At 53.3% G+C, this 26,934-nt stretch carries 23 protein-coding genes, 4 tRNA genes and 1 other RNA gene; 18 read left to right on the top strand and 10 right to left on the bottom strand.

Annotated elements, in window-relative coordinates; genetic code table 11:
- The first annotated feature begins 5 nt into the window (after positions 1-5).
- Positions 6-2,837 (top strand): excinuclease ABC subunit UvrA, encoded by a 2,832-nt coding sequence (gene uvrA, locus H8696_RS10960; RefSeq protein ID WP_249317475.1) that lies wholly within the window; start codon positions 6-8, stop codon positions 2,835-2,837.
- Here uvrA and H8696_RS10955 read toward each other — a convergent pair.
- Both H8696_RS10955 and H8696_RS10950 read right to left on the bottom strand, forming a co-directional pair.
- On the bottom strand, positions 2,834-3,241 hold the full coding sequence (locus H8696_RS10955; protein ID WP_249317474.1) for a DUF4363 family protein: 408 nt from the start codon (positions 3,239-3,241) through the stop codon (positions 2,834-2,836). The two genes, uvrA and H8696_RS10955, sit on opposite strands and share 4 nt — an antisense overlap.
- Positions 3,238-3,951, bottom strand: coding sequence for a YetF domain-containing protein (locus H8696_RS10950; protein WP_249317473.1), 714 nt, complete (start codon positions 3,949-3,951; stop codon positions 3,238-3,240). Before H8696_RS10950 ends, H8696_RS10955 begins: the two co-directional genes overlap by 4 nt.
- 124 nt (positions 3,952-4,075) lie before the next feature.
- On the opposite strand from H8696_RS10950, the gene H8696_RS10945 reads away from it, so the two are divergent.
- Together H8696_RS10945 and H8696_RS10940 are read left to right on the top strand one after the other, a co-directional pair.
- Positions 4,076-4,151 (top strand) — tRNA-Val (locus H8696_RS10945).
- A 211-nt stretch (positions 4,152-4,362) separates the two neighbouring features.
- A complete protein-coding gene (locus tag H8696_RS10940) occupies positions 4,363-5,787 on the top strand; it encodes a sugar transferase (RefSeq protein WP_249317472.1) in 1,425 nt (474 codons plus the stop codon).
- A 39-nt stretch (positions 5,788-5,826) separates the two neighbouring features.
- Here H8696_RS10940 and H8696_RS10935 read toward each other — a convergent pair whose 3' ends face one another.
- The 4 genes from H8696_RS10935 to H8696_RS10920 form a co-directional block, all read right to left on the bottom strand.
- Positions 5,827-6,000, bottom strand: coding sequence for a hypothetical protein (locus H8696_RS10935; protein ID WP_249317471.1), 174 nt, complete (start codon positions 5,998-6,000; stop codon positions 5,827-5,829).
- A gap of 41 nt (positions 6,001-6,041) precedes the next feature.
- Positions 6,042-6,752 carry an NAD-dependent protein deacylase gene (locus H8696_RS10930; RefSeq protein WP_249317470.1) on the bottom strand — a complete coding sequence of 237 codons (711 nt, stop codon included), beginning with the start codon at positions 6,750-6,752 and terminating at the stop codon, positions 6,042-6,044.
- A gap of 52 nt (positions 6,753-6,804) precedes the next feature.
- Positions 6,805-6,983: non-coding RNA, 6S RNA (ssrS, locus tag H8696_RS10925), on the bottom strand.
- Positions 6,984-7,060, bottom strand: a tRNA-Val gene (locus H8696_RS10920). It abuts the RNA gene before it with no gap.
- A 138-nt stretch (positions 7,061-7,198) separates the two neighbouring features.
- Here H8696_RS10920 and H8696_RS10915 point away from each other — a divergent pair.
- Complete coding sequence (locus H8696_RS10915; protein ID WP_249317469.1) at positions 7,199-7,705, top strand: DUF4364 family protein; 507 nt, start codon at positions 7,199-7,201, stop codon at positions 7,703-7,705.
- Positions 7,706-7,707: 2 nt separating this feature from the next.
- On the opposite strand, the gene H8696_RS10910 is transcribed toward H8696_RS10915, so the two are convergent.
- A complete protein-coding gene (locus tag H8696_RS10910; RefSeq protein WP_249317468.1) occupies positions 7,708-8,460 on the bottom strand; it encodes a class I SAM-dependent methyltransferase in 753 nt (250 codons plus the stop codon).
- A 59-nt stretch (positions 8,461-8,519) separates the two neighbouring features.
- Positions 8,520-8,593, bottom strand: a tRNA-Gln gene (locus H8696_RS10905).
- 109 nt (positions 8,594-8,702) lie between these two features.
- Between H8696_RS10905 and ku the strand changes: the two genes are divergently transcribed.
- The gene (gene ku / locus H8696_RS10900; protein WP_249317467.1) at positions 8,703-9,518 is read left to right on the top strand and encodes a non-homologous end joining protein Ku; all 816 of its coding nucleotides are present in this window, start codon (positions 8,703-8,705) and stop codon (positions 9,516-9,518) included.
- A gap of 17 nt (positions 9,519-9,535) precedes the next feature.
- Here ku and ligD read toward each other — a convergent pair whose 3' ends face one another.
- Together ligD and H8696_RS10890 are read right to left on the bottom strand one after the other, a co-directional pair.
- A complete protein-coding gene (gene ligD / locus H8696_RS10895) occupies positions 9,536-10,408 on the bottom strand; it encodes a non-homologous end-joining DNA ligase (protein ID WP_249317466.1) in 873 nt (290 codons plus the stop codon).
- The gene (locus H8696_RS10890) at positions 10,395-11,315 is read right to left on the bottom strand and encodes an ATP-dependent DNA ligase (RefSeq protein WP_249317465.1); all 921 of its coding nucleotides are present in this window, start codon (positions 11,313-11,315) and stop codon (positions 10,395-10,397) included. Before H8696_RS10890 ends, ligD begins: the two co-directional genes overlap by 14 nt.
- A 120-nt stretch (positions 11,316-11,435) precedes the next feature.
- Between H8696_RS10890 and H8696_RS10885 the strand changes: the two genes are divergently transcribed.
- From H8696_RS10885 to H8696_RS10825, 13 genes are all read left to right on the top strand, one after another.
- Positions 11,436-11,511: transfer RNA gene (locus H8696_RS10885), tRNA-Glu, on the top strand.
- Between the two features lie 241 nt (positions 11,512-11,752).
- Complete coding sequence (locus tag H8696_RS10880; protein ID WP_249317464.1) at positions 11,753-13,408, top strand: M20/M25/M40 family metallo-hydrolase; 1,656 nt, start codon at positions 11,753-11,755, stop codon at positions 13,406-13,408.
- 178 nt (positions 13,409-13,586) lie between these two features.
- Positions 13,587-16,415: an SH3 domain-containing protein gene (locus tag H8696_RS10875; protein ID WP_249317463.1), complete on the top strand. Its 2,829-nt coding sequence runs from the start codon at positions 13,587-13,589 to the stop codon at positions 16,413-16,415.
- Between the two features lie 110 nt (positions 16,416-16,525).
- Positions 16,526-17,587, top strand: coding sequence for a glycosyltransferase (locus tag H8696_RS10870; protein WP_249317462.1), 1,062 nt, complete (start codon positions 16,526-16,528; stop codon positions 17,585-17,587).
- Positions 17,588-17,635: 48 nt separating this feature from the next.
- Positions 17,636-18,238 (top strand): GNAT family N-acetyltransferase, encoded by a 603-nt coding sequence (locus H8696_RS10865; RefSeq protein ID WP_249317460.1) that lies wholly within the window; start codon positions 17,636-17,638, stop codon positions 18,236-18,238.
- A 71-nt stretch (positions 18,239-18,309) separates the two neighbouring features.
- Complete coding sequence (locus H8696_RS10860) at positions 18,310-19,686, top strand: MATE family efflux transporter (RefSeq protein WP_249317459.1); 1,377 nt, start codon at positions 18,310-18,312, stop codon at positions 19,684-19,686.
- A gap of 51 nt (positions 19,687-19,737) precedes the next feature.
- Complete coding sequence (locus H8696_RS10855) at positions 19,738-20,439, top strand: HAD family hydrolase (RefSeq protein ID WP_249317458.1); 702 nt, start codon at positions 19,738-19,740, stop codon at positions 20,437-20,439.
- Between the two features lie 78 nt (positions 20,440-20,517).
- On the top strand, positions 20,518-21,069 hold the full coding sequence (locus H8696_RS10850; RefSeq protein WP_249317457.1) for a hypothetical protein: 552 nt from the start codon (positions 20,518-20,520) through the stop codon (positions 21,067-21,069).
- Positions 21,070-21,115: 46 nt separating this feature from the next.
- Positions 21,116-22,072, top strand: a complete 957-nt coding sequence (gene dusB, locus H8696_RS10845; protein ID WP_249317456.1) for a tRNA dihydrouridine synthase DusB — start codon at positions 21,116-21,118, stop codon at positions 22,070-22,072.
- Positions 22,073-22,118: 46 nt separating this feature from the next.
- The gene (locus H8696_RS10840; RefSeq protein ID WP_249317455.1) at positions 22,119-23,045 is read left to right on the top strand and encodes a hypothetical protein; all 927 of its coding nucleotides are present in this window, start codon (positions 22,119-22,121) and stop codon (positions 23,043-23,045) included.
- Between the two features lie 103 nt (positions 23,046-23,148).
- Positions 23,149-23,643, top strand: coding sequence for a transcription elongation factor GreA (greA, locus tag H8696_RS10835; RefSeq protein WP_249317454.1), 495 nt, complete (start codon positions 23,149-23,151; stop codon positions 23,641-23,643).
- A gap of 19 nt (positions 23,644-23,662) precedes the next feature.
- Positions 23,663-25,591, top strand: coding sequence for a lysine--tRNA ligase (gene lysS, locus H8696_RS10830; RefSeq protein WP_249317453.1), 1,929 nt, complete (start codon positions 23,663-23,665; stop codon positions 25,589-25,591).
- 275 nt (positions 25,592-25,866) lie between these two features.
- A complete protein-coding gene (locus H8696_RS10825; protein ID WP_249317452.1) occupies positions 25,867-26,376 on the top strand; it encodes a helix-turn-helix domain-containing protein in 510 nt (169 codons plus the stop codon).
- Positions 26,377-26,934 lie beyond the last annotated feature (558 nt).

Here is a 26,934-nt window from a genome sequence, read left to right as displayed (position 1 = left end):
GACCCATGCAGAACATGATTCATATTGAGGGAGCCCGGGAGCACAACCTCAAGAACGTCAATATCGATATCCCGAGAGACAAACTGGTGGTTTTCACGGGCCTGTCCGGCTCGGGGAAATCCTCGCTCGCCTTTGACACCATCTATGCTGAGGGACAGCGCCGGTATGTGGAATCCCTTTCCTCCTATGCCCGGCAGTTTTTGGGTCAGATGGAGAAACCCGATGTGGACTATATCGACGGGCTGTCGCCGGCCATCTCCATCGATCAAAAGACGACCAGCCGCAATCCCCGTTCCACTGTGGGAACGGTAACGGAGATCTACGACTATTTTCGACTGCTCTATGCTAGAATTGGCACCCCTCACTGCCCGAACTGCGGCAAGGAGATCCATCAGCAGTCCATCGACCAGATGGTGGACCAGGTGATGGCTCTGCCGGAGCGGACCCGCATTCAGGTGATGGCGCCGGTGATCCGGGGCCGAAAAGGCGAATATTTGAAGCTTCTGGAGGATATGAAGAAGAACGGCTATGTTCGGGCCCGGGTGGACGGCGAGGTCTATGACCTCGGGGATAAGATTCCGCTGGACCGCAAAAAGAAGCATACCATTGAGATCATGGTGGACCGCCTGGTGGTCAAGGCGGGCATTGAGCGGCGTCTGTCCGATTCTCTGGAGACGGCGCTGAAACTCACCGGCGATGTGGTGCTGGTGGACGTGGTGGACGGCGAGGAGATGCTCTTCAGCCAGAACTATGCCTGTCCCGAGTGCGGCATCAGCCTGGAGGAACTCACGCCCCGCATGTTTTCCTTCAACAGCCCCTTTGGCGCCTGTCCCACCTGCACGGGCCTTGGTTATATGATGAAGATTGATCCTGAGCTCATCATCCCCAATCCCAATTTATCCATTGCCGAGGGTGCGGTGCAAGCCTCCGGATGGCTGGTGAAGGACCCAGACAGTATGGCCAATATGTACTTTAGAGCGCTGGCGGAACACTATGGTTTTTCCCTGGATACGCCGGTGAAGGATCTGCCAAAAGACGTGGTGGATGTCATTCTCTACGGCACCCGTGGCAAAAAGATCAAGGTGGCTTATGAGCGGCAGTATGGAGCGGGAACCTACAATACGCCTTTTGAGGGCGTCATTACCAACCTGGAGCGCCGCTATAAGGAAACCTCTTCCGACTATATGAAGGAGGAGTACGAGCAGTATATGTCCAATGTGCCCTGCCCGGACTGCGAGGGGGAGCGGCTTCGGAAGGAAGCGCTGGCAGTCACGGTGGGCGGATTGTCCATCTCCCAGCTTACCCGGCTGTCGGTGGTGCAGTCCGATGAATTTTTTAAGAAACTGGAGCTTTCCGAAAAGGATGAGATGATTGCGGCCCAGATTTTAAAGGAAATCCACGCCCGGCTGGGCTTCCTGCGGGATGTCGGGCTTGAATATTTGACTTTGTCCCGGGCGGCGGGGAGCCTGTCCGGCGGCGAAGCCCAGCGGATCCGTCTGGCGACCCAGATCGGCTCTTCCCTGGTGGGCGTGCTCTATATTCTGGACGAGCCTTCCATCGGACTGCATCAAAGAGACAACGAACGCCTGCTGGCCACCCTCAAGAATCTGCGGGATCTGGGCAATACGCTGATCGTGGTGGAGCATGATGAGGACACCATGTATGCGGCGGACCATATCGTGGACATTGGACCGGGTGCCGGAGAGCACGGCGGCCATGTGGTGGCCCAGGGGACGGTGGAGGAGATCAAAGCCAATACGGCCTCCGAGACGGGCAACTATCTGAGCGGCCGCAAGTTTATTCCCGTGCCTGCCAAGCGAAAAAAGCCTGAGGGGTGGCTTACCATCAAGGGAGCCCGGGAGAACAATCTGGATAATCTCAATGTAAAGATCCCGCTGGGTGTATTTACCTGTGTCACCGGTGTCTCCGGATCGGGCAAATCCAGCCTGGTCAACGAGATTCTTTACAAGGCGCTGGCTCGGGATTTAAACCGGGCGAAGACCCGCCCGGGAGCTTACACGGCCATGGAGGGCGTGGAGCAGCTGGATAAGGTGATCGCCATCGATCAATCTCCCATTGGCCGCACCCCGCGGTCCAACCCCGCCACCTACACCGGCGTGTTCGATCAGATCCGAAACGTCTTTGCAGCAACGGTGGACGCCAAGGCCAGAGGTTACAAGAACAGCCGCTTCTCCTTTAATGTCAAGGGCGGCCGGTGTGAGGCCTGCAAGGGCGATGGTATTTTGAAGATTGAGATGCACTTCCTGCCCGATGTGTATGTGCCCTGCGAGGTCTGCAAAGGCCACCGCTACAACCGGGAGACACTGGAGGTCAAATACAAGGGCAAGAACATCTATGAGGTTTTGGATATGACGGTGGAGGAGGCCATGGAGTTTTTCAGGCCGCTGCCCGCCATCTTCCGCAAGTTGGAAACGCTAAATGATGTGGGCCTTGGCTATATCAAGCTGGGCCAGCCGTCCACCACCCTGTCCGGCGGCGAGGCTCAGCGGGTGAAGCTGGCCACCGAGCTGTCCAAGAAGAGCACCGGCAGCACGCTGTACATTCTGGATGAGCCCACCACCGGTCTGCACGTGGCCGATGTGAGGAAACTGGTAGAAATTCTCCAGCGCCTGGCCGACGGCGGCAACACGGTGGTGGTGATTGAACACAATCTGGACGTGATCAAGACCGCTGACTACATCATTGATCTCGGACCGGAAGGTGGCGATGGAGGCGGCAGAGTGGTCGCCAAGGGAACTCCCGAACAGATCGTCAAAAATACGGACAGCCACACCGCCCGCTTTCTCAAAAAATCGCTGGAGCAGGGCAGGCGTTAGAGGATATTGTGCAGCTCCAGTTTTTCCAAATCACTGATTCGTGCGAGGATGACGCTGAAGTCCTTGAGACTGGCAGCGGCATCCTCCTTATTTTGCAGTTGAATGCCAATTTCGCAGGCAGCCAGACGCTGGTCCGCCTCATCGGTATGCCGATGATCCACAAAGACTTCCCAAAAGTCCTGCTCATCGTCCCAATAATGGCGGATTTCCTCCACCTTGGCTTGGGATGCTTCCCAATCCTCGGCCACGATAAGATCCAACGCGTCATCCACCCGGCTCTGAATTTCATTTTGCGTATGCTGAATGTGCTGCACTGGGAAAACCGTCACCGATATCACGATGGCAAGGAGGATCAGCAGCATGACCGCAAAGCCCAGCATGGGTTTCAGCATTTTTTTCTTCATGAGCTCACCTTCCCTGTCTGAATCATTGCTGTGGTGGGGCTTGCGCCTTTGGTATGGATGTAGAGCTGGCCGTCGTTGTGCAGGATGGCCAAAAGCACATCCTTTTCTGAATCCACACCGTGTTTTTCCAGGGTTTTAAGGAGTTTCTTTGGGTTCCACTGGGTTTTTTGAAGGTTGTCCTCATTGAAATTTCCATCCAGAATGAGGGTGATGGGAAGCCCGGTATCCTTTTGAGGCAGATTGAAATCCTGACGCTGGAGGGGTGCAAAATCACTTTTGGGGATCACCGACAGATTGCCGGAGGTCTCCATCACCGCATGGTCCACTTCCTCCAGCTGGTAGCCCTGATTGCGAAGCTGTTCGATCAGTTCATTCAGATTGAAACGCAGCTTTTCCAGTTCGTCCTCCTTGATCACGCCCTTCTCGATGATGATGGAGGGCACGCCGCTGATAAAAGAACGCACCTTTTCACTTTTCAGCATCAGAACCGACAGCAAGAGATGCACGATGGAAAGAACCAAAATGGGGATAATACCATAGAGCAGAGGAATGCCAATTTCCGCCATGGGCACCGCCGCAAGATCGGCAATGATGATGGCGATAACAAGATCAAAAGGCTGAAGCTGAGCCAGCTCCCGCTTGCCCATCAGCCGCATGATAAGAACAATTATAAGATAAAGTATGACCGTGCGAACCACAATTTGGATCATAATTTTCCCTCCTTCGCTCTATCTAGCATGGCGGTCTTTAAACGGATTTATTCTTGGAAGTGCCAATTGGATGGTTGACAAGCATCCCGCTTTTCGCTATAATAACTCTTGCTTGAAGAAATGTGGTGCTTTGGCTCAGTTGGTAGAGCACATCGTTCACATCGATGGGGTCACTGGTTCGAGTCCAGTAAGCACCACCAAAAAATACCCTGGAGTTGACTCCGGGGTATTTTCTTTTGAGGATGCAACTTTTTTTCCCAAAGGTTGGTCCTATACGTTGGAGCTGTCAGTTCTGCCATAAATGTGACTGCCAAAATCCAGGGGAAAAGGTTGCTTTCTAGATCATACATGTTAAAATGATAGGGAATAGTACAGGCCGCGGGTGCGGCGACTGTTAAAGGAGAGAGCCGAATGCACACCAAGAATCTCACTTGTAAGATTCTGCTGTTGGTTGCGCGCATTTTGATGATTGCTGTCGTGGCCTTTGCTTTCTATTATGTATGGCGCGGCAATTATTGGCCTGAGATGCTCATTCCTTTTGGAAAGCGGGGCATCTGGGTCTTTATCCTGATCTATGTCATGGTCTATTTCCTATTGACGAAAATCTACGGCGCCTTTCGGGTGGGCAAGGCCAAAGTGAGCGAGATCGCCTATTCCCAGGTGATCACATTGTTTTTGCTGAACGCCTTTACCTATTGCCTGATCTGTCTGTTGGCGCGAAAATTTATGCCCATCGTGCCGCTTCTCATTCTGTTCGGAAGTCAGGCTGTCGTGGCGGTGCTCTGGTCCCTTCTTGCCAACCGAATCTATGTGAAGGTGAATGAGCCCAAGCGGGTTCTGGTGGTTTATGGCTGCAAAAATATCGATTTATTCATGAACAAGATGTCCACCCATGCCGACCGCTATGAGATCAAGGATGCCATGCATGTAAACGAGGGTCTGGACGAGGTGTTTTTACGGGTACTGAACTTTGACGCCGTGATCCTTTGTGACGTCACCTCCGCCCTCCGCAATAAGATCGTCAAGTATTGCTTTGATCATGATATCGATGTCTATTTAACCCCCAAGATTTCCGATATTATTGTCCGGGGCGCGGATGTGGTGCACCTTTTTGATACGCCCATTCTGTTCTGCCGGAATACTGGCCTCAGCTTTGGCCAACGCTTTGCCAAACGGACCTTGGATCTAGTTATCACCATCCCAGCCCTCATTATCGCTTCGCCCATCATGCTGATCATCGCTGTTGCTATTAAGCTATACGATGGCGGCCCCGTTTTTTACAAGCAGAAGCGATGCACCATCAATCATAAAACCTTCGATATCTATAAATTCCGGAGCATGGTGGTGGATGCTGAGAAGGTGGGCAGAGATTTCAGGGCCAAGGATAATGATCCCCGCATTACGCCGGTAGGTAAGGTCATCCGGAAGATCCGCATGGATGAACTGCCCCAGCTCATCAACATTTTGATAGGGGATATGAGCATCGTAGGTCCGCGGCCGGAGCGGGTGGAGCATGTGGAGGAGTATTCCAAGGTCATCCCCGAGTTTGATTTCCGCCTCAAGGTGAAGGGCGGTCTTACAGGGTATGCGCAGGTTTATGGAAAGTACAACACCACGCCCTACGACAAGCTGAAGCTTGACCTTATGTATATAGAAAACTATTCGTTCCTGCTCGACCTCAAGCTTTTGTTCATGACGCTGAAGGTGCTTTTCATGAAGGAGAGTACGGAGGGATTTGCGGACGAAGAGGAGGCGGAGCTGCCGCCCAAATGCGCTTGTGAAAATGAGTCCCATGTTTTTATGGGCGGGAATAACTCCATCAAACAGGAACAGTAAAATTAAAACCCCCCGGGAGAGACCCGGGGGGTTTTTGCGTCAGTCATCGCCGCGCAGGAGGTTTTCCGCGTAATCCTTCAAGCTTTGAAAGGAATTCACGTTGTCTGCCCGTTCGCAGATACTGGTGCGGACGTAATCGGGCAGTGCCTCAAAGTATTGCTTTGCATTAAAATCTTCTTCCATTAAGCTGTACAGTCCGGAATACTTCTTCATGTCAATCGCCTCCGGCCCTAGTTTTGCCGGCAGCGTAAATTTCATACATGAAGTGCAGCCAGCACTTCGCCTACGGAACCTTGAATAAGCAGGTTAGCCCTGTGATCTGCCGGCGTGGGAGAACGATTGATCACGATGAGCCGGTCGCCGCGGTAAGCGTCGATGAGGCTGGCGGCAGGGTAGACGGCGAGGGATGTGCCCGCGATGATAAGAGCATCCGCTTCAAAGATGGCCTTTACCGACGCGGTCAGCGTGCCGTTATCCAAGCTCTCGCCATAGAGCACCACGTCGGGTTTGACAACGCCGCCGCAGCTGCATTGGGGAACGCCGCGGCTTTCCAGCATCCACTCGGCATCGTAGTTTTTGCCGCATTGCAAGCAGTGATTGCGATGAACCGAACCGTGAAGTTCAAGCACATTTTGGCTGCCCGCCATCTGATGAAGGCCATCGATGTTCTGGGTGATCACCGCCCTTACAAGCCCGGCTTTTTCCCAGCGGGCCAGCGTCAGATGGGCCGCATTGGGCCTCGCGGAAAGGCAGAGCATCTTCGCACGATAGAAGTCAAAAAATTCCGCTGTATGGGCGGCAAAGAAATCATGGCTCAGCATGGTCTCCGGCGGATATTTGAACTTTTGGCGATAGAGGCCGTCCACACTCCGAAAATCAGGGATACCGCTCTCGGTGGATACGCCGGCGCCGCCGAAGAAGACGATGTTCCGGCTCTCCTCAATTAGTTTTTCCAGCCGCTCCATGTTTCTACCTTCTTTCAATATAAAAAACGGGATCTCCAAGAAACTTGAAGATCCCGTTCCCAAGATGCCGCTCATCCCGCATTTAACACCCGCCTCGCGGCAGGTGGGTATCCTGCTTCTCAGCTAAGCCGTCCCCTCAAAGGGGGCTTGACCGAGTGTGAAAAGACCTGGATTCCCGTATTCAAACTGTGGGTTTAAATAAACGAAATGTGACGCACACCCCAGGAAACCTGGTGGGGTTAATTGGGCTCGAACCAACGACCTCTACGATGTCAACGTAGCGCTCTGACCAGCTGAGCTATAACCCCACGCCGCATTTCTATTATACAGAAAATCTAAGATATTTCAAGCACTATTTTTCTCCAAGAACGCTGACGCAAAATCGATTCTGTTGTTGAACCGGGTCAAATCGCGTATAATGACAGGGAAGGGAAGTGGGACAAAGGATGTTTGAAAGATACAATATGACGGACAACAAGCTGTTCGTACTCTATATGATCTACCGTTTTCATCTGCCCCTGGAACGGGAGGAGCTCATCCAGACAGCCCTTAAGGAGGGATGGATGAACTACTTCGACCTGCAGCAAAGCTTGGTGGAGCTGTCGGAACAGGGCCTCATTGGAACGGAAAACCTCGTCCAGCTCACCGATCAAGGGATGGAGGTGCTGAACTATTTCTACACGAGGGTTCTTTTCTCCAAACGGGAGATGGTGGGACGCTATGTGGAGATGAACCGGGCCAAGCTGGTGACCCAAAGCCAGGCCCTTGCGGAACTTACCGAGGGGCCGCTGGGCGTAACGGCCAAGCTCACCATGCGGGACGGAGAGGTTACCCTGCTGCAGCTGACCATGGAGGAACTGACCATGGATAAGGCAAGGCGCATGGCGGACCGCTGGAAGAGCGCGCCGCTGGAGGTCTACCATGAGCTGATTCAGGTGCTGGCGGGGGGATAGGCTTATTTGACTGCCCGGGTGGCATAGAAAACGGGGATATTGTAATCGTGCAGGGGCCCGGAGGCGGTAGTATCCTGATAAAGGCCGGTTAGACGAAAACCGGCCTTTATTTGTCCGTCAATCTGTTCCTCCAGACTGTGGGAGAATTGGATGCCCCAATGATTTTGAATGGCCAGAGCATAAAGTTTCTTGTCCTTTAAGGGGTTATAGGGAAGCCTGTTTTGAAGGCGGGTCTCGCTGTCATCGAAGGCATAGACGATATCGGCGGAGAAGCCTGCGAGCAAAATGCCGCCCGGCTTCAAAATCCGCCAGCACTCCCGCCAGATGGGCTCCACCTTTTCCACGTAGCAGTTGGAGACGGGATGGAAGATCAGATCGAAGGCGGCATCGGGGAAGGGCAGAGGTTTTGTCATATCCGCTTCCACGATTTTTATGGTGTAGCCCTCCCGTTTGGCGACCTCCTCTTCATTTGAGAGCTGGGCCTTGGAGTAGTCAAGAACCGTACAGCGTGCCCCAAGAGCGGTGAAAATGGGCATCTGCTGACCGCCGCCGGAAGCGAGCCCAAGAAGCTCGGCGCCTTTTAAATCACAGAACCATTCGTGGGGGACGGGCCTTGTGGGCGTGAGCAGTACATCCCACTGCCCAAGCTGGGCCCTGGAAAAAGTGGAGTGGTCGATGGGCCGGCCCCATTCCCATCCGTCTTTTACCCATTCATCCACAGTTTTAGAATTGATCTTGGTGTACTCCCGGTTCATGGGTTCCTCCTTTTGAAAACAAAACGGCATTCCAGGCCAATGCCCAGAATGCCGCTCTTTGGCTGCGGAACTAGGATTCGAACCTAGACAATACGAGTCAGAGTCGTAGGTGCTACCGTTACACTATTCCGCAATGACTATTCTATTATAACCCATTTTAAGGGTTTGTCAATCATGGAAAACAAAAAAATTTGCGTAGATCCCGGGCTTTTCAGCCATAATAAGCTGGAGGTGATTTAGGGATGCAAACCGTATGGAAAGGCGCAATCAGCTTTGGCCTTTTGAATGTACCGGTAAAGATGGGCGTGGCGACGCAGCACGAGGATATTTCCTTTAAAAATCTGCATAAAAAATGTCATACGCCCCTGCAATATAAGAAGTTCTGCCCAAAATGCAACGAGGAGGTGGGCAAGGACGATATCATCAAGGGTTTCGAATACGAGCCCGGTCAGTTTGTGCTCATTACCGAGGAGGATCTGGATAAAATCCGCATCAAGACCAGCCGTGCCATTGCCATCGTGGACTTCGTGGAGCTGAAGGAGGTGGATCCCATCTATTACGATAAGACCTACTACCTGTGGCCGGAAAAGGGCGGCGAGAAGCCCTATATGATTCTGCGCAGCGCCATGGAAGAAACGGGCCGGGTGGCGGTCGCCAAGGTGGCTATTCGGCAAAAGGAGCATCTATGCCTGGTGCGCACCGTGGGAGACGCACTGGTGTTGGAAACCATGTTCTACCCCGATGAAATCCGAGCCGCTGGTGAGCTTGGGGTGGATAAGCTGGACGAAACGGTGTCGGTGCGCCCGGAGGAGATGGACATGGCGGTGAAGCTGGTGGAGAATTTGACGGCGAAGTTTGAGCCGGAGAAGTATCATGACGAGTACCGGGAGGAGCTCCTGAAGCTGATCCGTGCCAAGGTGGAGGGCAGGGAAGTGGTAGAAGCGGAAGAACCCCAGCCCGCGGGCCAGGTGATCGATCTCATGGAGCGGCTGAAGGCCAGTGTGGAGGCCACGCAAAAGAAGGAAGAAAAGCCGCGCCGCCGGCGCAAGAGCTCCTGACGATATTTCGATGGAAATTACAGCTCGGGCAAAGCCTGACTGCAGGCGTAAAAGGGTTCGAGAAGGTCGCCCACCTTTTTGAGGCGACCTTCGATGTTTTGCACGGTAAAATTCTTTGGAGCTATCTGCGGCAGCTCCTCGAAGGTCACCGGTGTGGAAACGGTGGCGGTGGGTGTGGCTCGAAGACTGTAGGGGCTGGGCAGGGTTTTGCCCCGGCCGTTTTGCACTGCGTCTAAATAGATGCGGCCCTTGCGTTTTTCGATGAGGCGCTGGGTGGTAAAAAGCTCAGGGGATTCCTGCTCCAGAAGCTTGCAGACAAGCTTGAGGAACGACCGCACCGTCTCATAGGGAGTGGGACGGATGGGGACCATCACATGCAGACCGGAAGCGCCGGACGTTTTGACAAAATGAACGAGCTTGAGCTCCGTCAATATTTCATGAATGCGAAGGGCCGCCTTTACGGCCATGGGGAAACCGGCATTGTCCGGCGGGTCCAGATCAAAGATGGCCACATCCGGCTCATTCAGGTGCCCCACCTTGGAGAACCATGCGTGCATCTCAATGCAGTAGCGGTTCGCCATGTATACCAGGGAGGGCAGATTGTTCACCAGACTCCAATCCACCACCTTTTCCTTATGGGCGATGGAGATGCTGGCCACATAATCCGGCGCACCCTCGGGGCGCTTTTTCTGGTAGAAGGCCTCGTCACTCTGGCCGTGGGGGAAACAGAGCATGGAGTAGGGCCGGTCCTTCAGATAGGGCAGGATATGGGGCGCCATGCGGATGTAGTAATCGATGAGGTCGGCTTTGGTAAGGCCGATCTCGGGGAACATGATCTTATCAAGATGGGTGAGGCTCACGCTCTCCCCGGCAATATCAAGCTTGGACATGATTATCCTCCAAAATTCTCAAAATGGTGGGATGACGCAGCCGTCCCTCCCGGCTCCATTCGGCATAGCGCACCTCGGCAAGAAGCTGGGAGGCGACGTAATGGGGCTTATCCAACGGAGGGGATACGGAAAAGGGGGAAGGCAGGGGGGAAAGATTGCATAGATAGAGGTGCAGCGCTTGGGCAGACTTTTGGTCAAGACCCGAATAGGCATTGCCAATATAGTTCCACCGATCGTCCTCCTGAAGTCCCAGAATAAGGGAGCGAAGCCGCCCCTCATTCTCCAGGTAACCCAGAACCGGCGCCGTGAGGGTGCGCCAGCATTTAATTTTGCGCCACAGCTCGCTTTTTTGACCGGACAGATAGGGGCTGTCCATCCGCTTGGCCACGATCCCCTCCAGATTATTTTTGCACACCGCCTGAAAGAGGGATACACCTTCACCGATGAAACTGTCCACCTTCTGCACGGGAGAACCGGCGAAGGGCTCCAAGATGCCCTGAAGAATCTCGTCCCGCTGGTTCCAGGGCAGAGCCATCACGTTTTCGCCCTTCCAGTAGAGGACATCAAAAACCATATACATGACGGGATTTCGCCTGACGGCCTGCTGAATCTTGGGTCCCGAACTCAAAGCGTCCCGGGCCATCACCTGGGGAAAAGAGGGGCGGCCGCTGTCATCCAGGGCTACGATCTCGCCGTCCAGAAGGGTTCCTTTCGGGAGACCGGCGAGCATTTGAATAAGATCCGGGTACTGGCGGGTCTTGTCCCGAAGATGACGGTTATAAATATGAACCCCGTCATCCACCAGGGTCAGCCCGCGAACGCCGTCCCATTTAATTTGAAAAACATGATTGCCGTCATCGAAGGCCTTCTCAGTGATGACGGGTTCCATGGGTTTGATCGGTTCCATAGCGCATTCCTCCCAGCCTAGTGTGGATTTTTTTCGCCGCGGCTATACGAAAAAAAGTTGTCGATTGCCCCTTGACAAGCTGCAAACCTTCCCGTATAATAACACTTGCATTTGAAATGTGCCTCCGTGGTCTAGTGGCCTAGGACGCCGCCCTCTCACGGCGGTAACAGGGGTTCGAATCCCCTCGGGGGTGCCATGGGAAACCTCTTTTGTCTAGCAGGACAAAAGAGGTTTTTTTGTGTCCAAATATTTTGACCGTGACAATTAGCGGAAACGGATCAAAACAAGACGGTTTTCGCCGCCGCCAATGGGGGAGCGGCCGGATCGGCGGGTCACTGCAAAAAATTTACGAATTCATAGGTTTTTTTGGTAGCCTCCTTAACCGTTCTATATTATGATAGGGACATTGAGGTCTTATTGGAAAGGGAGAGAGAGGTATGAGGATCGATTCCTACGACGAGGTCAAGGCCTTGACACGGGCTCTCGTCAAAATTCCAAGCATCAACAAAATGCCGGGTGAGGAAAGCGCGGCCGCCCAGTATATTTACGACTATTACTGCACTCTTCCCTATTTCAAGGAACATAGGGAGCAGGTCAAGATCTTTCAAACCAAGGATGACTTTGTGGAACGCCACTGTACCTACGCCTACGTGAAAGGCACGGGCGGCAGCCGCCGCACCGTGATTCTGATCGGGCATCTGGACACGGTGGGAACCGATGACTTTGGCCCCATCAAGGACTATGCCCATGATCCGGACGAGCTTCCTGGGAAACTGCTGGAATTGGGAGTGCCGGAGGAAGTGGCGGAGGATATCCGATCCGGCGAGTATATGTTTGGCCGCGGGGCTCTTGATATGAAGTCTGGAGTGGCGGGGCACATGGCGCTCATCAAATATTTTTCCGAACATCCCGAGGAGCTCAACGGCAACCTGCTGGCCCTTGCCGAATGCGACGAGGAGGATAATTCCAAGGGGATGATTACGGCGCTGGATGAATTCGCCGAGCTCAAGGATCGGGAAGGCTTCGATTATGTGGCCTGCATCAACGCCGACTACTCCACCCACCACAGCCCGGGGGATGAAAACCGGTACATCTACTATGGAAGCATTGGGAAACTTTTGCCTACCTTCTATGTTTTTGGCAAGGAAGCCCACGTGGGTCAAGCTTTCAGCGCCTTTGACCCCAATCTGCTCATTGCGGAAATCACCCGCAGAATGACGCTCAACACCGATTTGTGCGACGTGGCCCGCGGCGAAGTCACGGTGCCGCCCATATCCCTGAAACAGACGGATACCAAGCCCTGCTACACGGTGCAGACCAATTTGAGCGCCTATGCTTACTTCAATTATTTCACCCATGGCCTGTCTCCGGCAGGGGTTATGGATAAAAGCCGCCGAGTGGCGGAGGAGGCCTTTGAAGAGACGGTGCGCTTTTTGAATGTTCGGTATGCCGACTACTGTAAGCTGATCGGTGCGGAATTTGAACCGCTGCCCTGGAAGCCCAGGGTTCTCACCTATGGGGAATTTTATGGGCAGCTGGCTGAACGCCATGGCGAGGCCTTTACCTCGGCGATCCATGAATTCGCTGTAGAGCTGCACAGGGAGCAGCCGGAAATGGATCTTCGGGAATTCAGCAACCGTGTGATTGAGGAGGCCTTCCAGTGGTCCGAGGACCGCTCGCCCGTGGTGATTCTCTATTTTGGATCCATTTATTCCGCCCGCATCGAAATGACGGGGGAGACGCCCAAGGAGGCGGCGCTTCTTTCAGCGGTGGAGAAGGCGGTGGCCGAGGTGAGCCGATGCACGGGCCGAAAGATCAAAACGAGAATGTTTTATCCCTATATCTCCGATTCCAGTTTTATGGCCGTATGTGATGATCGAAAGGAACTGAAGGCGCTGGAGGAGAACATGCCCTCCTGGGGTACCCAATATCATTACGATATTGATAAGATTTTGCGCATCAATGTGCCGGTGGTAAATATTGGTTCATTCGGGAAGGACGGTCACATGCTTACCGAACGGGTGGATATGCGCCATACCTTTGAGAATGTGCCGAATATCACCTATTTAACGATTCGTGAACTATTGAAATAGATTATTTTTCAGGAAACTTTAAGCGAAATAGGAACGTCCAACCATTATGAGCCGGAAAATTATGGCGCAGAAAAGATGGTTTATGATCTTGACGCATAGAGACATCTTGCAGTATAGTTAGTATAGTTTTTAAAATTGCGTTACAAAAGATTTCGTTTCTATTACGAGGAGGCACAACATGGGTTTGAAAAAGAGAAGTTTAGCCGTGGCATTGGTGGTGGCAATGGTGTTCACGCTTTTTGCGCCGCTGTCGGCCACGACCGCAAAGGCGGAAGGGGGCACCTACCGTGTGACGGCTTCGGCGCTCAATGTCCGCAGCGGACCTTCCACCGGAACGTCGGTGATCGGGACCTTGACCAGAGGCCGTGAGGTTGCTGTCAGCAGCATCAGCGGTTCCTGGGGCGCGATCAGCTACAACGGACGGACCGGTTACATTCATATGGACTATGTGACCTCCGTGGGCTCGGGTTCTTCATCCGCCCCGAGCGGAAGCACCGGCGTGGTGAAAGCTTCGGTGCTCAACGTCCGCAGCGGACCTTCCACCGGTTACAGCAAGATCGGCTCTCTTACCCGCAACACTACCGTGAGCGTGTTGGAGCAGTCCGGCGGTTGGTATAAGATTTCCTATGGCAGTCTTACGGGCTATGTGAGCGGCGAGTATCTCACCATAAGCGGCGGCTCGTCCACGCCCTCCACGCCCACCGATCCCGGTACGGTCATTGGAACGGGTACGGTGACGGCCTCAGCGCTCAATGTCCGCAGCGGACCTTCCACCGGTTACGGTGTCATGGGTACGCTTCGTAAGGGTGCCGCGGTTTCTGTTTATGAGCAAATGGGTGGATGGTACAAAATCGCTTACAACGGCGGTGTAGGCTATGTGAGCGGCGACTACTTGAGCTACAGCGCCAGCGGCGGCGGTTCCACCACGCCGCCTACGCCCACGACTCCCGATATTATTGGAACGGGTACGGTGACGGCTTCGGCGCTTAACGTCCGCAGCGGGCCTTCCACTGGTTATCGCGTGATGGGCACCCTGCGCAAGGGCGCCAAGGTGTCGGTGTATGATGGCGCCAACGGCTGGTACAAGATTGATTACAATGGCAGCATTGGTTATGTGAGTGGTGATTATCTGAGCTACAGCCCCAACGGTGGCGGCTCCACCACGCCGGAGAATCCCAATCCGGGTGAGGGCATTGGCACCGGTGTTGTGACGGCTGTGGTGCTGAACGTGCGCAGCGGCGCAGGCACCGGTTACAGCAAGATTGGTTCTTTGAACAAGAACACCGCTATCACGGTGACCCAGGTGCTGAGCGGCTGGTATAAGATTATCTTCAACGGCGGTGTGGGTTATGTGTCGGCGGATTATGTGAATTACACGCCCAATTCCACCGGCGGTGGCTCCGATCCGGAGCTACCTGAAACCGGTTCGTCCACCATTGGAAGCAGCAGCCGTCTTGCAGGCAAGGTGATCTTCCTGGATGCCGGTCATGGCGGTTCCTCCTCCGGTGCCGTTTATGGCGGCGTCTATGAAAAGAACGTGAACCGGGATATCACGGCCAAGGTAAAGGCGGCCCTTGAGCGCAGCGGCGCTACGGTCATCATGATCCGTGAAGGGGACAGTACGGTGGATCTTTATCCCCGTATGTCCATTGTGAACCGGGCGAGCCTGCAGGCGCTGCTTCCGGGCCGCAATGAGAAACTTGCAGCGCTGAACACCCAGAAGACGCCTTTGGCGGAGGAAGTGGAAGCGCTGCAGGCGAAAGCCGACCAGCTCACCGATTCGGCCACGGCGGTTCGGGTGCTGAACCAAGCGGTTGCCGGCAATGCCGACTATCAAAGGGCCATCGATGGGGCGGTGGGTGAGATGGACGGACTTTTTGAGGTGCTGAATGGCGCGGTAACGCCATCATCGCCTTCGGCATCACCGGTTTCCCCTGATAACGGAAACTCCCCTTCATCATCTCCGTCGAACAGCCCGTCCGATAATGCCAGTCCTTCGGCTTCCCCTTCAACCTCTCCTTCGGGGGATAATGGCAGCGATGCTTCGCCTTCTCCCAGTCCTTCGGCCACAGCGTCACCTCTCGGGACTCCGGAGGCTAATCCTGTCGCCTACCGCTCCAGCGGGATTCAGCTGGCACGCCTGGCTGGAACCAGCGACAGCGCTTTGGTGACTGCGCTCAAGGAGAAGGCCGATGAGGCCATGGCACTTTATGGCCTGCCCAATGCGCTGAAGGATACGGCGGCCTACAAGGCGCTGTACGCTGAGGCTGTGCTGGACGCGGCTAAGGCCGACAGCAGGGTGGACAACGCTCTATTGACGGAATTTGAGGCCAAGGTAAAGGCTATGAAGGATACGGTGACCGCGCCCTTCACGCTGGAGGTTGCGAAGAACCCCTCCGGTGCACTGGCGGAGATCATGGTCCAGCTCACGCCCAAGAAAGAGGAGCTGACGAAGCTGGATGATGAGATCACCAAGCTGACCGAGGAAATTGCCGACATGAACCGCATCATCGGCGAATACACCGCCCATCTCAGCGGCCAGCGGACGGACAGCCAGATCTATGGCGGGTATACCAAGGCGATCCTTCCCGATCTTGCTAAGACTTTTGAGTGGCAGCGGGAACTGGAGAGCAATTACATGTTTGTCTCCATCCATTCCAATGCCATGGCCAATGGAGGAACCACAGCCAGCGGCACGGAGATTTACTACGTCAGCAGCGGTACGGAGTATGCCAGCAGCTACTTCTCGGCCTACAATGACAGCGCTCGCATCCGGCTGGCCAACCTGTTGCTGGATCAGGTCAGTTCCACCATGGGAACGAACCGGCGCTACATCAACAATGGCACCTCCCTGTGCGTGCTCAGAGAGCAGAATCTGCCCTCGGCACTGGTGGAGGTTGGATACCTCAGCAACCCCAGCGACCGCAGCAAGCTGGTGAACGAAGCATACCAGCACAAGGCCGCGGATGGTGTTGTGAAGGCCATCTTCCAGTATTACGGCGTATAATTAGATACCACGGAGGACCCGTACCTTGATTGGTACGGGTCCTTTTTTTGAACCTATCCCATCCCCTGGTTCATATATTGCTAGGAGAAGCGATTGAAGGAGGGGATGGAATGATCACCATCAGTTTGTGCATGATTGTCCGGGACGAGGAGGAGGTGCTGGCTAGATGTCTTAACAGTGTTCGGGGAATCGCCGATGAGATCGTGGTGGTGGACACCGGCTCAACGGATGCCACCAAGGACATCGCCTGGCATTACACCGATCATGTTTACGATTTTTGCTGGGTGGACGACTTTGCCGCCGCACGGAATTTTGCCTTTTCCAAAGCGACTCAGGAATACATCCTTTGGCTGGACGCCGACGATGTGATCGAGGACCCCAAAAGCTGGCTGGAACTCAAAAAAACGCTGGATCCGAAAGTGGATATGGTGCTGGCCCGGTATGATCTCGGCTTTGACGAAGAGGGCAGAGCAAACTTCACCAATTTTCGGGAGCGGCTGGTGAAAAGGAGCCGCAATTACCGGTGGGTGGGAAGAGTGCATGAAATTATCCCCCTTTCCGGACGAACGATCAAAAGCGACGTTTCCGTCAGCCACCGCAAGCTTTCCGTCAAGGATCCTGATCGGAATCTGCATATTTTCGAACAAATGATGAGCCAGGGTGTTCCCATGGATTTGAGGCATCGCTATTATTATGGGCGGGAGCTATTTTATCATGGACGGTATGAGGATGCCATTCGGGTTCTGAAAAGTTTTTATGAGGCGGACGGGGGATGGATGGAGAACCGCATTGAGGCATGCCAGCTTCTGGCGCGGGCATGGCGGGTTCTGGAAGAGCCGGAAAAGGCGCTCGCCATTCTTTTTGACAGTTTCAAGCTGGATGTTCCCCGGGCGGAGATCTGCTGCGATATCGGTGAACACTTTATGGATAAGCAGGCCTATGCCATGGCCGCTTTCTGGTATGAGCTGGCGGCGGGTATGCACTTTGATCCGGAGGCGGACGGATTCCGCATGCCGGACTGTTATGATTATATTCCCTATATGCAGCTGTGCGTTCTGTGGGACCGGCTGGGAGAGCGGGCTAAAGCCAATGTATACAACGAAAAGGCGCTGGCTGTCAAGCCCCATGACCCAGCGGCACTGCACAACAAAGCTTATTTCGAAAGCCGGTAGCCCTTCACAGCCCGGAATGCTATAATAAAGGCATTGGAGGGATGAGGAATGACGGCACGAATTCGATGGGTCAAGCCGGAAGACGCGGCGCGCATACGGGAAATTTACGCGCCCTACGTACTGCATACGCCTGTGACATTTGAATGCAGCGTACCCTCCGTGCAGGAATTTGAAGAGCGAATCGCCCATACGATGGAGAGATATCCTTACCTGGTCTTTGAAATGGATGGAAGGGTGGAGGGATATGCCTATGCCTCCAGTTTTCATACCCGTCAGGCCTACCAATGGGATGCGGAGACCTCCATCTACGTGAATTTGGACATGCAACGAGGGGGCGTGGGCCGGGCCCTCTATGAAGCGCTGCTGTTCCTGCTGAGGGAGCAGGGATACTGCAATGCTTATGCCTGCCTTGGACTGCCCAATGAGCAGAGCGAACGCTTTCACCGTTCGCTTGGTTTTTCCAGTGTGGGTATCTTTCAAAGGGCTGGCTTCAAGAACGGTCAGTGGCACGATGTCCTTTGGATGGAGAAAAATCTGCGGCTATGTGAACATCCCGCGCCGCCTGTCCCGGCGGACAAGCTGGAAGACCCTATTCGGGATGAGGCGCTTTGCCGCGGAGTGAACCTGTACCTTGCCAGAATGAAAAAGTAAATGAAAAAAGAGTTGATCATTTTGGTTAAGTAGGTTATACTGACGTAATCGAAAGAAAAAGGAGTGGTTGAATGGAAAAAGCAAAAGAGAACAAAATGGGCACCGCCCCAATGCTGAAACTATTGATATCCATGTCACTGCCGTCCATGTTTTCTATGCTGGTGCAGTCCTTGTATAACATCGTAGACAGCATGTTTGTAGCCCAAGTCAGTGAGGACGCCCTTACGGCGGTTTCGCTGGCATTTCCAGTTCAGACCGTTCTTATGGCTGTTGCCGTGGGAACAGGTGTAGGTGTTAACTCCCTGATATCGCGGCGGCTTGGGGAGAAAAATCAAGACGCGGCCGATACTGCAGCTACCCATGGCATAGTATTAGCGTTATTCAGCTGGGTTCTCTTTGCTTTATTCGGTATCTTTTTTACCCGCACTTTTTTCAGCGCCTTCAGCGACAATCCGGTCATTGTGGAAATGGGTTGTCAGTACGGGTATATCGTGACCATCTTCTCCTTTGGCATGCTGGTGCAGATTGCCATTGAGAAAATCCTGCAGGCGACGGGCAACATGATCTATCCCATGATTTTCATCCTGGTGGGTGCCGTAACCAACATCGTCCTGGACCCCATTTTGATCTTTGGTTATCTGGGGATGCCGGCAATGGGCGTTGCGGGCGCGGCTATCGCCACGGTGGCGGGCCAGATTCTTGCTATGCTGCTTAGTGTGTATGTGATCTTCAGGAAGGACCACGCTGTCAGGATCAGCTTTAAAGGCTTCAAATTCAGCTTCAAAACGGCCAAACAGATCTACGCGGTGGGTCTGCCTTCCATCATTATGCAGTCCATCACCTCCGTATTGACGGCGGCGCTCAACGCGATCCTGGCGGGCTTTTCCAGCACGGCGGTATCCGTACTGGGCGTGTATTACAAGCTTCAGTCCTTCGTGTTCATGCCGGTGTTCGGCCTAACCCATGGCGTTTTGCCCATCGTGGGTTACAACTATGGCGCCAAGAACAAGAAGCGTATGACCGAGGCATTCAAGTATGGCTGCATCATCGGCGGGTGCATCATGCTGGTGGGCAATCTCATTTTCCTGATCTTCCCGGAACTGCTGCTGAAGATCTTCAGCGCATCCGATTACATGCTGGAAATTGGCATTCCCGCCCTTCAGATTATCAGCACCTGCTTTATTCCCGCGGCGGTGGGCATCATGTTCTCCACCGTATTCCAGGCAGTGGGTCAGGGCGGCAAGAGCCTGTTCCTGTCCGCGCTGCGTCAGCTGGTTGTGATTCTGCCGGTGGCCTATGGACTGTCCAAGCTGGGTCTTGGCTATGTGTGGTATGCCTTCCCCATTGCGGAGGTGGTTTCGCTGGTGGCGGGGATCTTCCTCTACGCCAGTCTCTATCGCAAGCATATCAAAAATCTGCAGCCGCTGGAAACATCCGTCGCTGGCTAAATGCAAACGTCTGGAGGAAATTCCTCCAGACGTTTTTCTTAGGAGGGTTCAATGGCGTACGTATTTTGGGATTTTGACGGCACGCTCGTGGAGCATCGAAGCTTTGGCACCTCCATGGCGGAGGTGCTGGATGTACGGCTGCCCGGCCACGGCTTCACCAAGGAACATTTCAGCCCCTATCTTCAGGAGGGCTTTGTCTGGCAGACCTGGGAGAAGGGTCATCCGGAACTTGATACGCCCAAGGCCTGGTGGAATCATCATGCGCCCTATTTTGAACGGGCCTATCGAGTGAATGGCTTTGGCGAAGCGGAAAGCCGTCTTTGGGCGGAGGACATTCCTGAAGCCTACAACCGGCCCGGCCGCTTTAAACTCTTTCCCGACTCCCTGGCCGCTTTGAAGAAACTTAGAGAAAAGGGAGTTCATACGGCGGTGGTGTCCAATTTTTCGCCGGGCCTCGAGGTCATCCTGGAGGATTTGGGTCTCATGGCTTATTTGGATTTTGTGGTCAACTCATACGATGTGGGCTATGAAAAGCCCCGGCCGGAGATCTATCGGGAGGCCATGAATAGGGCGAAAGCGGGTCCCTTCTACATGGTGGGGGATAATCCGAGGGCCGATGTGCGGGGAGCGGAAAGGGCGGGCATTCGGGGAATTCTAATACGGAAGAATGTGGCAGGTTTTAAGAGCATTCCAACCGCCCTGGAGGCTGCGGAATGGATTTTAAATGATTTGTCCGGCAGCGGTAAGATTTAAAATTTTACAAACCCATTTTCTCTGTGGTATAATAGCTCACGTATATGGGTCTCAAAGCCTTGAACGGAGGATATTTCCTTGAAGTACGTTTCCAGAGTCCTGTGGTTCGTCGTCAAGAATCTATTTATCATTGGGTTGGTCATCGCTGTGATCGTGATGGCCTTTTCGGTGGCCATGGATATCACCAATAGCTACGTGCTCACCACCGATGGTATGAAAAAGCGGGCCGAGGTGGTCTTGCAGCAGGAGGACAGCACGGAGCTGCCCAAATTCTTTACGACCGAATTTATTGAACAGGATTCCCTGCTCAACAGCGGCCTCTACAAGAATTTTAAGATCAGCGATTTTGACTACGAAGTCAATGTGGAGCATCTCTGGGCCTGGCCGTGGAGTGACAGCGCGGAGGCGACGATCTCCGAGCGGGCGACGGTGCGGGGCGAGATGAACAAGGATGCCATGACCCAGGAGCAGATCGATGCGGGAGAGAAGATTTCTCCGCCGACCTGGGAGGGCGGACGCTACAAGGTGACGCTGCTTCGGGTGGACGGCAAATGGAAGCTGGATAAGCTGGAACTCATCGAACTGCTGCCGGAGGATGAGTCCGGAAGCTACATTCCTCAGAAACCCTAAAACGGATAGAAACGGAGTGCCGGCCGAAAGGCCGGCTTTTTTTGCCATGAGAGTGAAAGATATTGAATTGGACAATCCCTTTATTTTGGCTCCGCTGGCCGGCGTGACGGATATTCCCTTCCGCACGCTGTGCAAGAGGATGGGCACTGCGCTGACTGTGACGGAAATGGTGAGCGCCAAGGGGATGCTCTACGGGAGTGAAGCTACGCTGAACCTTCTTAAAACCGACCCCTCGGAAAGACCGAGGGCCGCGCAGCTTTTTGGCAGTGATCCTGAAATTGTGGCCCGTGGCGTTCGGGAAGTGCGGGATATGGGCTTTGATTGGGTGGATATCAATATGGGCTGCCCGGCGCCCAAGATTGTTAAAAACGGCGAGGGCTCGGCGCTGATGAAGGACGTGAGGCTGGCGGCTGAAATCGTGGAGGCAGCGGCCAAGGCGGCGCCGGTGGTGACGGTTAAATTCAGGAAGGGCTGGGATGACGCCAACGTCAACGGCGTGGAATTTGCAAAGGCCATGGAGCAAGCGGGTGCTGCCGCGGTGACTGTTCATGGCAGGACTCGGGAGCAGCAGTACAGCGGCAGGGCCGATTGGCCGTTCATTGGCCGGGTAAAGGCGGCCCTTCATATTCCGGTGATTGGAAATGGCGACGTTTTTTCCGCGGAGGATGGAACGGCCATGCTGAAGGAGACGGGATGCGACGGAGTGATGATCGCAAGGGGAGCCATGGGAAATCCGTTTATCTTTCGGGAAGCGGTCCATCTTTGGAAAACCGGGACGCCGATGGCACCGCCCACGCTGGAGGAGCGGGCGGGCGCGGCTCGGGAACATCTGAGGCGACTGGTCGGCATGAAAGGAGAACGGATCGCGGTGCGGGAAATGCGCAAGCATCTTTGCTGGTACCTGAAAGGCGTAAATCATGTGGCGGCCCTGCGGCGGGATGTTCATGAAGCGGTTACGGTTCAGCAGATGGAATGCATCCTGGATCGTATTTTGGAGGCATAACCTATTCGGGCTTTCCATATATTCCAGGTGACGGGAGGGAAGCTTCATGATATCGGTGGCTTATCTTGTACCCACATCGGCTGAGAATACGCTGGTTCGCTATCCCAAATTGTCGCGCTGCCCTCAATTAATGAAAAGGTTTTTGCTTCCGCGGCTGGAGCCGGGAGAACTTGGCCGGATGGAGCTGGAGGAGATGACCCTGTGCCGCTATGACGCCATGGCCTGGAGCTGGACAAAGGGAGAAAAGTTTCGGCAAAAGAAACTCATGGAACTGGGACGAACGCTGAGCCGGGAACGGATGCGCACGGTGGTGGAGGCGGCGCCCCTCTTTACCGAGGAAGAACGGGGTTTCCTGTCCCGGCGGGGAATGTTTTTTCCGGACGGCGAGGCGGCACGGCGCGCCAGCATTGATCCTGCTACGGAACAGGTCATGATGCTGCTGGAGGGGGAACTGCATCGGATCCCGGTGGTGGTGCTTGGCGCGGACCGGCCGCTGGGCCAGGCCTGGGCCAAGCGGCTGGCAGGACGGGCGAACGAAATGGTTCTGGTGGGTGAAAAGAGTACGCCCCTTCAAAAGCTCGCCCAGGAACTGTTGGAAAAGACCGGCCTTGCGGCACAGCTTCGAACCAGGGATACTTTTCAGATGCGGGGCTGGGCAACGGGATTCTTGGCCGCGGAAGGCTATGATGCTGAAGCGGGGCAGTTTCCGATGAACAGCTGGCTATTGGACCTCACCGGAGCGTATGCCAGAGCGCCGGGCCGGGCCATGATCCTGTCGGGCGGCGTATACGCACACCCAAGCTGGCCTGATTGGAACCGATTTTCTGTTGCGCAACAATATAAATTTTTGGAGGGATTCCGCCTGACCGACGGTGAGGCCATCGCAAAAGCAGGTTTCCGCCTGGCAGGTTGCTATGATCGGGGCAAGATGATTTCCTTTCGTTCGCTATATTATGCCAAGAAGGTATCTTGACATTGGGGTCCGGGTACCTTATAATGATGGCAATGTTCAAGGGACGGGCACTGCAACCCACGATTTGCGGTGCTTGTTTGTTATTAAAGGGGGAAATATTAAAATGAGTATTCAACAGTCGCCGTCTGCTAAAAAAACGGTGCTTACGCCGGAAGGCGTGGCTAAAATGGAAGAGAAACTGGAGTACTTGAAAACTGTCAAGCGGCGGGAAGTGGCCGCCCGTATCAAACAGGCCATTGCCTTCGGTGATCTGAGCGAGAACGCCGAATACGATGAAGCGAAAAATGAGCAGGCTTTCATGGAAGGCGAAATCGCCACGCTGGAGAACATGCTTAGAACAGCGCAGGTGATCGACGACGAGGATATCAATCTGGACATGGTGGGCATCGGCACCACGGTTCGGGTGCTGGATATGGAATTCAACGAGGAGTGCGAGTATACCATCGTGGGTTCCGCGGAAGCTGATCCGCTGCAGAACAAGATTTCCAACGAATCACCGGTGGGGGCAGGACTTTTGGGCCATAAAGCTGGCGAAACGGTGGATGTTGAGGTGCCGGCCGGCACTCTTCAAATGAAGATTCTGGAGATCCGGAAATAAATAAGATACGGGGTGTATTATGGAAGAGAACGGGATTACGCAGGAGGAATTAAGTGAGATTTTACGGGTCCGGAGACAGAAGTTAGCGGATTTGCGGGCTTCGGGCATGGACCCCTATCAGAAGACCCGCTATGATAAGACGCACAGCGCCAAGGAAATTGTGGAAAACTTCGAAGCGCTGGAAGGTAAGACGGTTTGCATCGCCGGAAGGCTGATGTCCCGAAGAATCATGGGCAAGGCTTCCTTTGGCCATGTGCTGGATGGATCGGGCCAGATTCAAATCTATGTAAGGGTGGACGTCCTTGGTGCGGAGGCCTACACATTTTTCAAGAAGATGCTTGATATCGGTGATATCGTTGGTGTGGAGGGCGAGGTTTTTAAAACCAACAAGGGCGAGATTTCGGTCAAGGCCACAAAGGTGGAGCTTTTGTCCAAGTCCCTTCTGCCGCTGCCAGAGAAGTTTCATGGCCTGAAGGACCCGGACCTGCGTTATCGTCAGCGCTATGTGGATCTCATCGTCAATCCCGAGGTTCGGGAAACCTTTGTGATCCGCTCCAGGATCATGAAGCTGATTCGAAATTATATGGATAACCGCGGCTACTTGGAGGTGGAAACTCCCATACTCCATACGCTGGCTACGGGCTCGGCTGCCAAGCCCTTCATTACCCACCACAATACGCTGGATGTGGATATGTACCTTCGCATTGAGACGGAGCTTGGATTGAAGCGTCTCATTGTGGGCGGTTTTGAGAAGGTCTATGAAATTGGCCGCATCTTCCGAAACGAAGGAATGGATCCCTTTCACAATCCGGAATTCACCACCATGGAGTTTTATGAGGCCTACACCGATATGTATGGCATGATGGAGCTGGTGGAGGGTCTTTATGAGACCATCGCGAAGGAGCTTTATGGTACCACGGAGATCACCTACCAGGGCAGAACCATTGAACTTAAGGCGCCCTGGAAGCGGATGACCATGAAGGAAGCGGTTAAGCATTATTCGGGCTTTGATTTCGATGCCATGTCTGCGGAGGAAATTTTGGCAGAAGGCCAAAAGCGGGAACTTGAAGTGGAAGCGGGTATGAGCAAAGGACAAATGCTGCCTGTTTTCTTTGATGAATATTGTGAGGACAAGCTCATTCAGCCCACCTTCATAACCGATTATCCCATTGAAATTTCGCCTCTTGCCAAGAAGTACAGCGACGATCCAGCCACTACCCGGCGTTTTGAACTGTTCATCTGCGGCAAGGAAATGGGTAACGCTTTCAGTGAACTCAACGATCCCATCGACCAGCGGGCCCGTTTTGTGGAACAGGCGGAGAAGAAGATGGCGGGTGAAGGGGAAGCCCAGATTGACGAAGATTTTGTGACGGCTCTGGAATATGGCATGCCGCCTACGGGCGGTATGGGTATCGGCATTGACCGGATGGTTATGCTTTTTACCAATTCCTATTCCATTCGGGATGTGCTGCTTTTCCCGACGATGAAGACCTTGAATGGTGTAAATGTGAAAAATGATGAGAGTTCTAAGGCAGCTGAGGCTGTTAATGTGAAAGCTGAGCCTGAGAAGATTGATTTTTCCAAAGTGGAGATTGAGCCTTTGTTTCAGGATTTCGTAGATTTTGAGACTTTCAGTAAGTCCGATTTTCGTGCGGTGAAGGTCCTTGAATGTGAGGCCGTACCGAAGTCCAAGAAGCTTTTGAAATTCGTCTTAGACGATGGAACAGACGAAAAGCGGACGATTTTAAGTGGTATTCATGAGTATTATGAGCCGGAGGAGCTGGTTGGCAGGACTTGCATCGCTATCACCAATCTGCCGCCGAGACCAATGATGGGAATTGACTCCTGCGGTATGCTGATCAGTGCAGTGCATAATGAGGAGGGCGCGGAAAAGCTCCATCTTTTGATGGTAGATGACCATATCCCAGCGGGTGCAAAACTTTATTAGGATGTACCGTTTTGCCCTGAAAAACGGGATGCACTTCATTTTTGAAAAGCGGCTTAAAAATTACAGCATCATTTGATGCCTGTAAATGTACAGAGCCGAAGAACCCCATATTTTGGAGTATAGGGCGGTGTCTGAATCGATGGACATCGCCTTTCTTTTTATCTTTTTCAGCTGCAAACCGCGACTTAGGCTTGAATGTTAATTTGCGTTGCTTGTAGCAACGGGCAGTTCCACATACAGTCATGGTAACGATCGACAGAAAGGAGGTTACCATAATGCTAAACGAAAATATTAGAGCTATCAGAAAGTCAAAAGGGCTTTCGCAAGAAGAACTTGCCATCAAACTGAATGTGGTGCGACAAACGATCTCTAAATGGGAGCAAGGATTATCAGTCCCTGATTCTGATATGTTGATTTCCATATCGGAAGTGCTGGAAACACCCGTAAGCACTTTGCTTGGAGAAAGGATTGCTGAGTCGAAGATTGATGATCTAAAAGTGATTTCCGAAAAGCTTGAGGTCATAAACTTACAACTCGCACAACGGAAAGCAGCGAGGCAAAAAAGACTTCACTGGTTTTTCATTTCATTGTGTGCGATTATAGTAATGGCTTTTGCGGTCTTAATTGCATTGAACAGTCTTTATTTGGGTTGGAATTATGCCGACCCTGAAACCGCAGTTGTTGGAGTTGGCCTTCATGCATTTGAGTGGCTATTTGTCAGAATAGCTCCAATTATCCTGGTTGGAGCTATCGTTGGAATTATTTTGACACGAAAGAAAGCATAGCTTGTCCCTTAATCCACGCCCTGACGAAGCATGAACGCTCTGTCAGGGCATTTTTTAGGTACATTCGCAAACTACAAGGGTTCCCCGACTGCCAATATGCTGCAAGTGCAAAGAATTGGGGGAGATATCACAGACTATATTACCTTGGATGATTTCGTCCTCGCGGTGTAGGCCCGATAAGTGTTTTTAAAGGCCGTGGTGCCAGACCACGGCCTTTTGATTTTTTTCGAGAAAAACGAAGCAAAAAGTACTTGATTCTTTGAAGGGATTGTGGTAGTATAAAACTCGCTTGCTGTGAAATACGGCGGGCGTGATACGGGTTTATCAATGCCCAACTTGACCTCAACTCATGGGACAAACCCCTTGACAAAAGGCAGTGAAATTGGTAATATAATTAGGCACCCTTTCGGAGCATTTATGCTTTGGAAAGGGGGTCATGGGACCTTGAAAACAACATAGTGTAGGGAAGACAAGGAAAAAGACGAAGTCAATTCCGGGCTATTGGAAGATAGCCAAAGAATGAGAAGGATTTAAACAGAAGAGTTTGATCCTGGCTCA

Origin of the sequence: Gehongia tenuis (assembly GCF_014384795.1) — a bacterium.
GTDB lineage: Bacteria > Bacillota > Clostridia > Christensenellales > NSJ-53 > Gehongia > Gehongia tenuis.
This window is presented reverse-complemented; position numbering and strand designations above follow the sequence as displayed.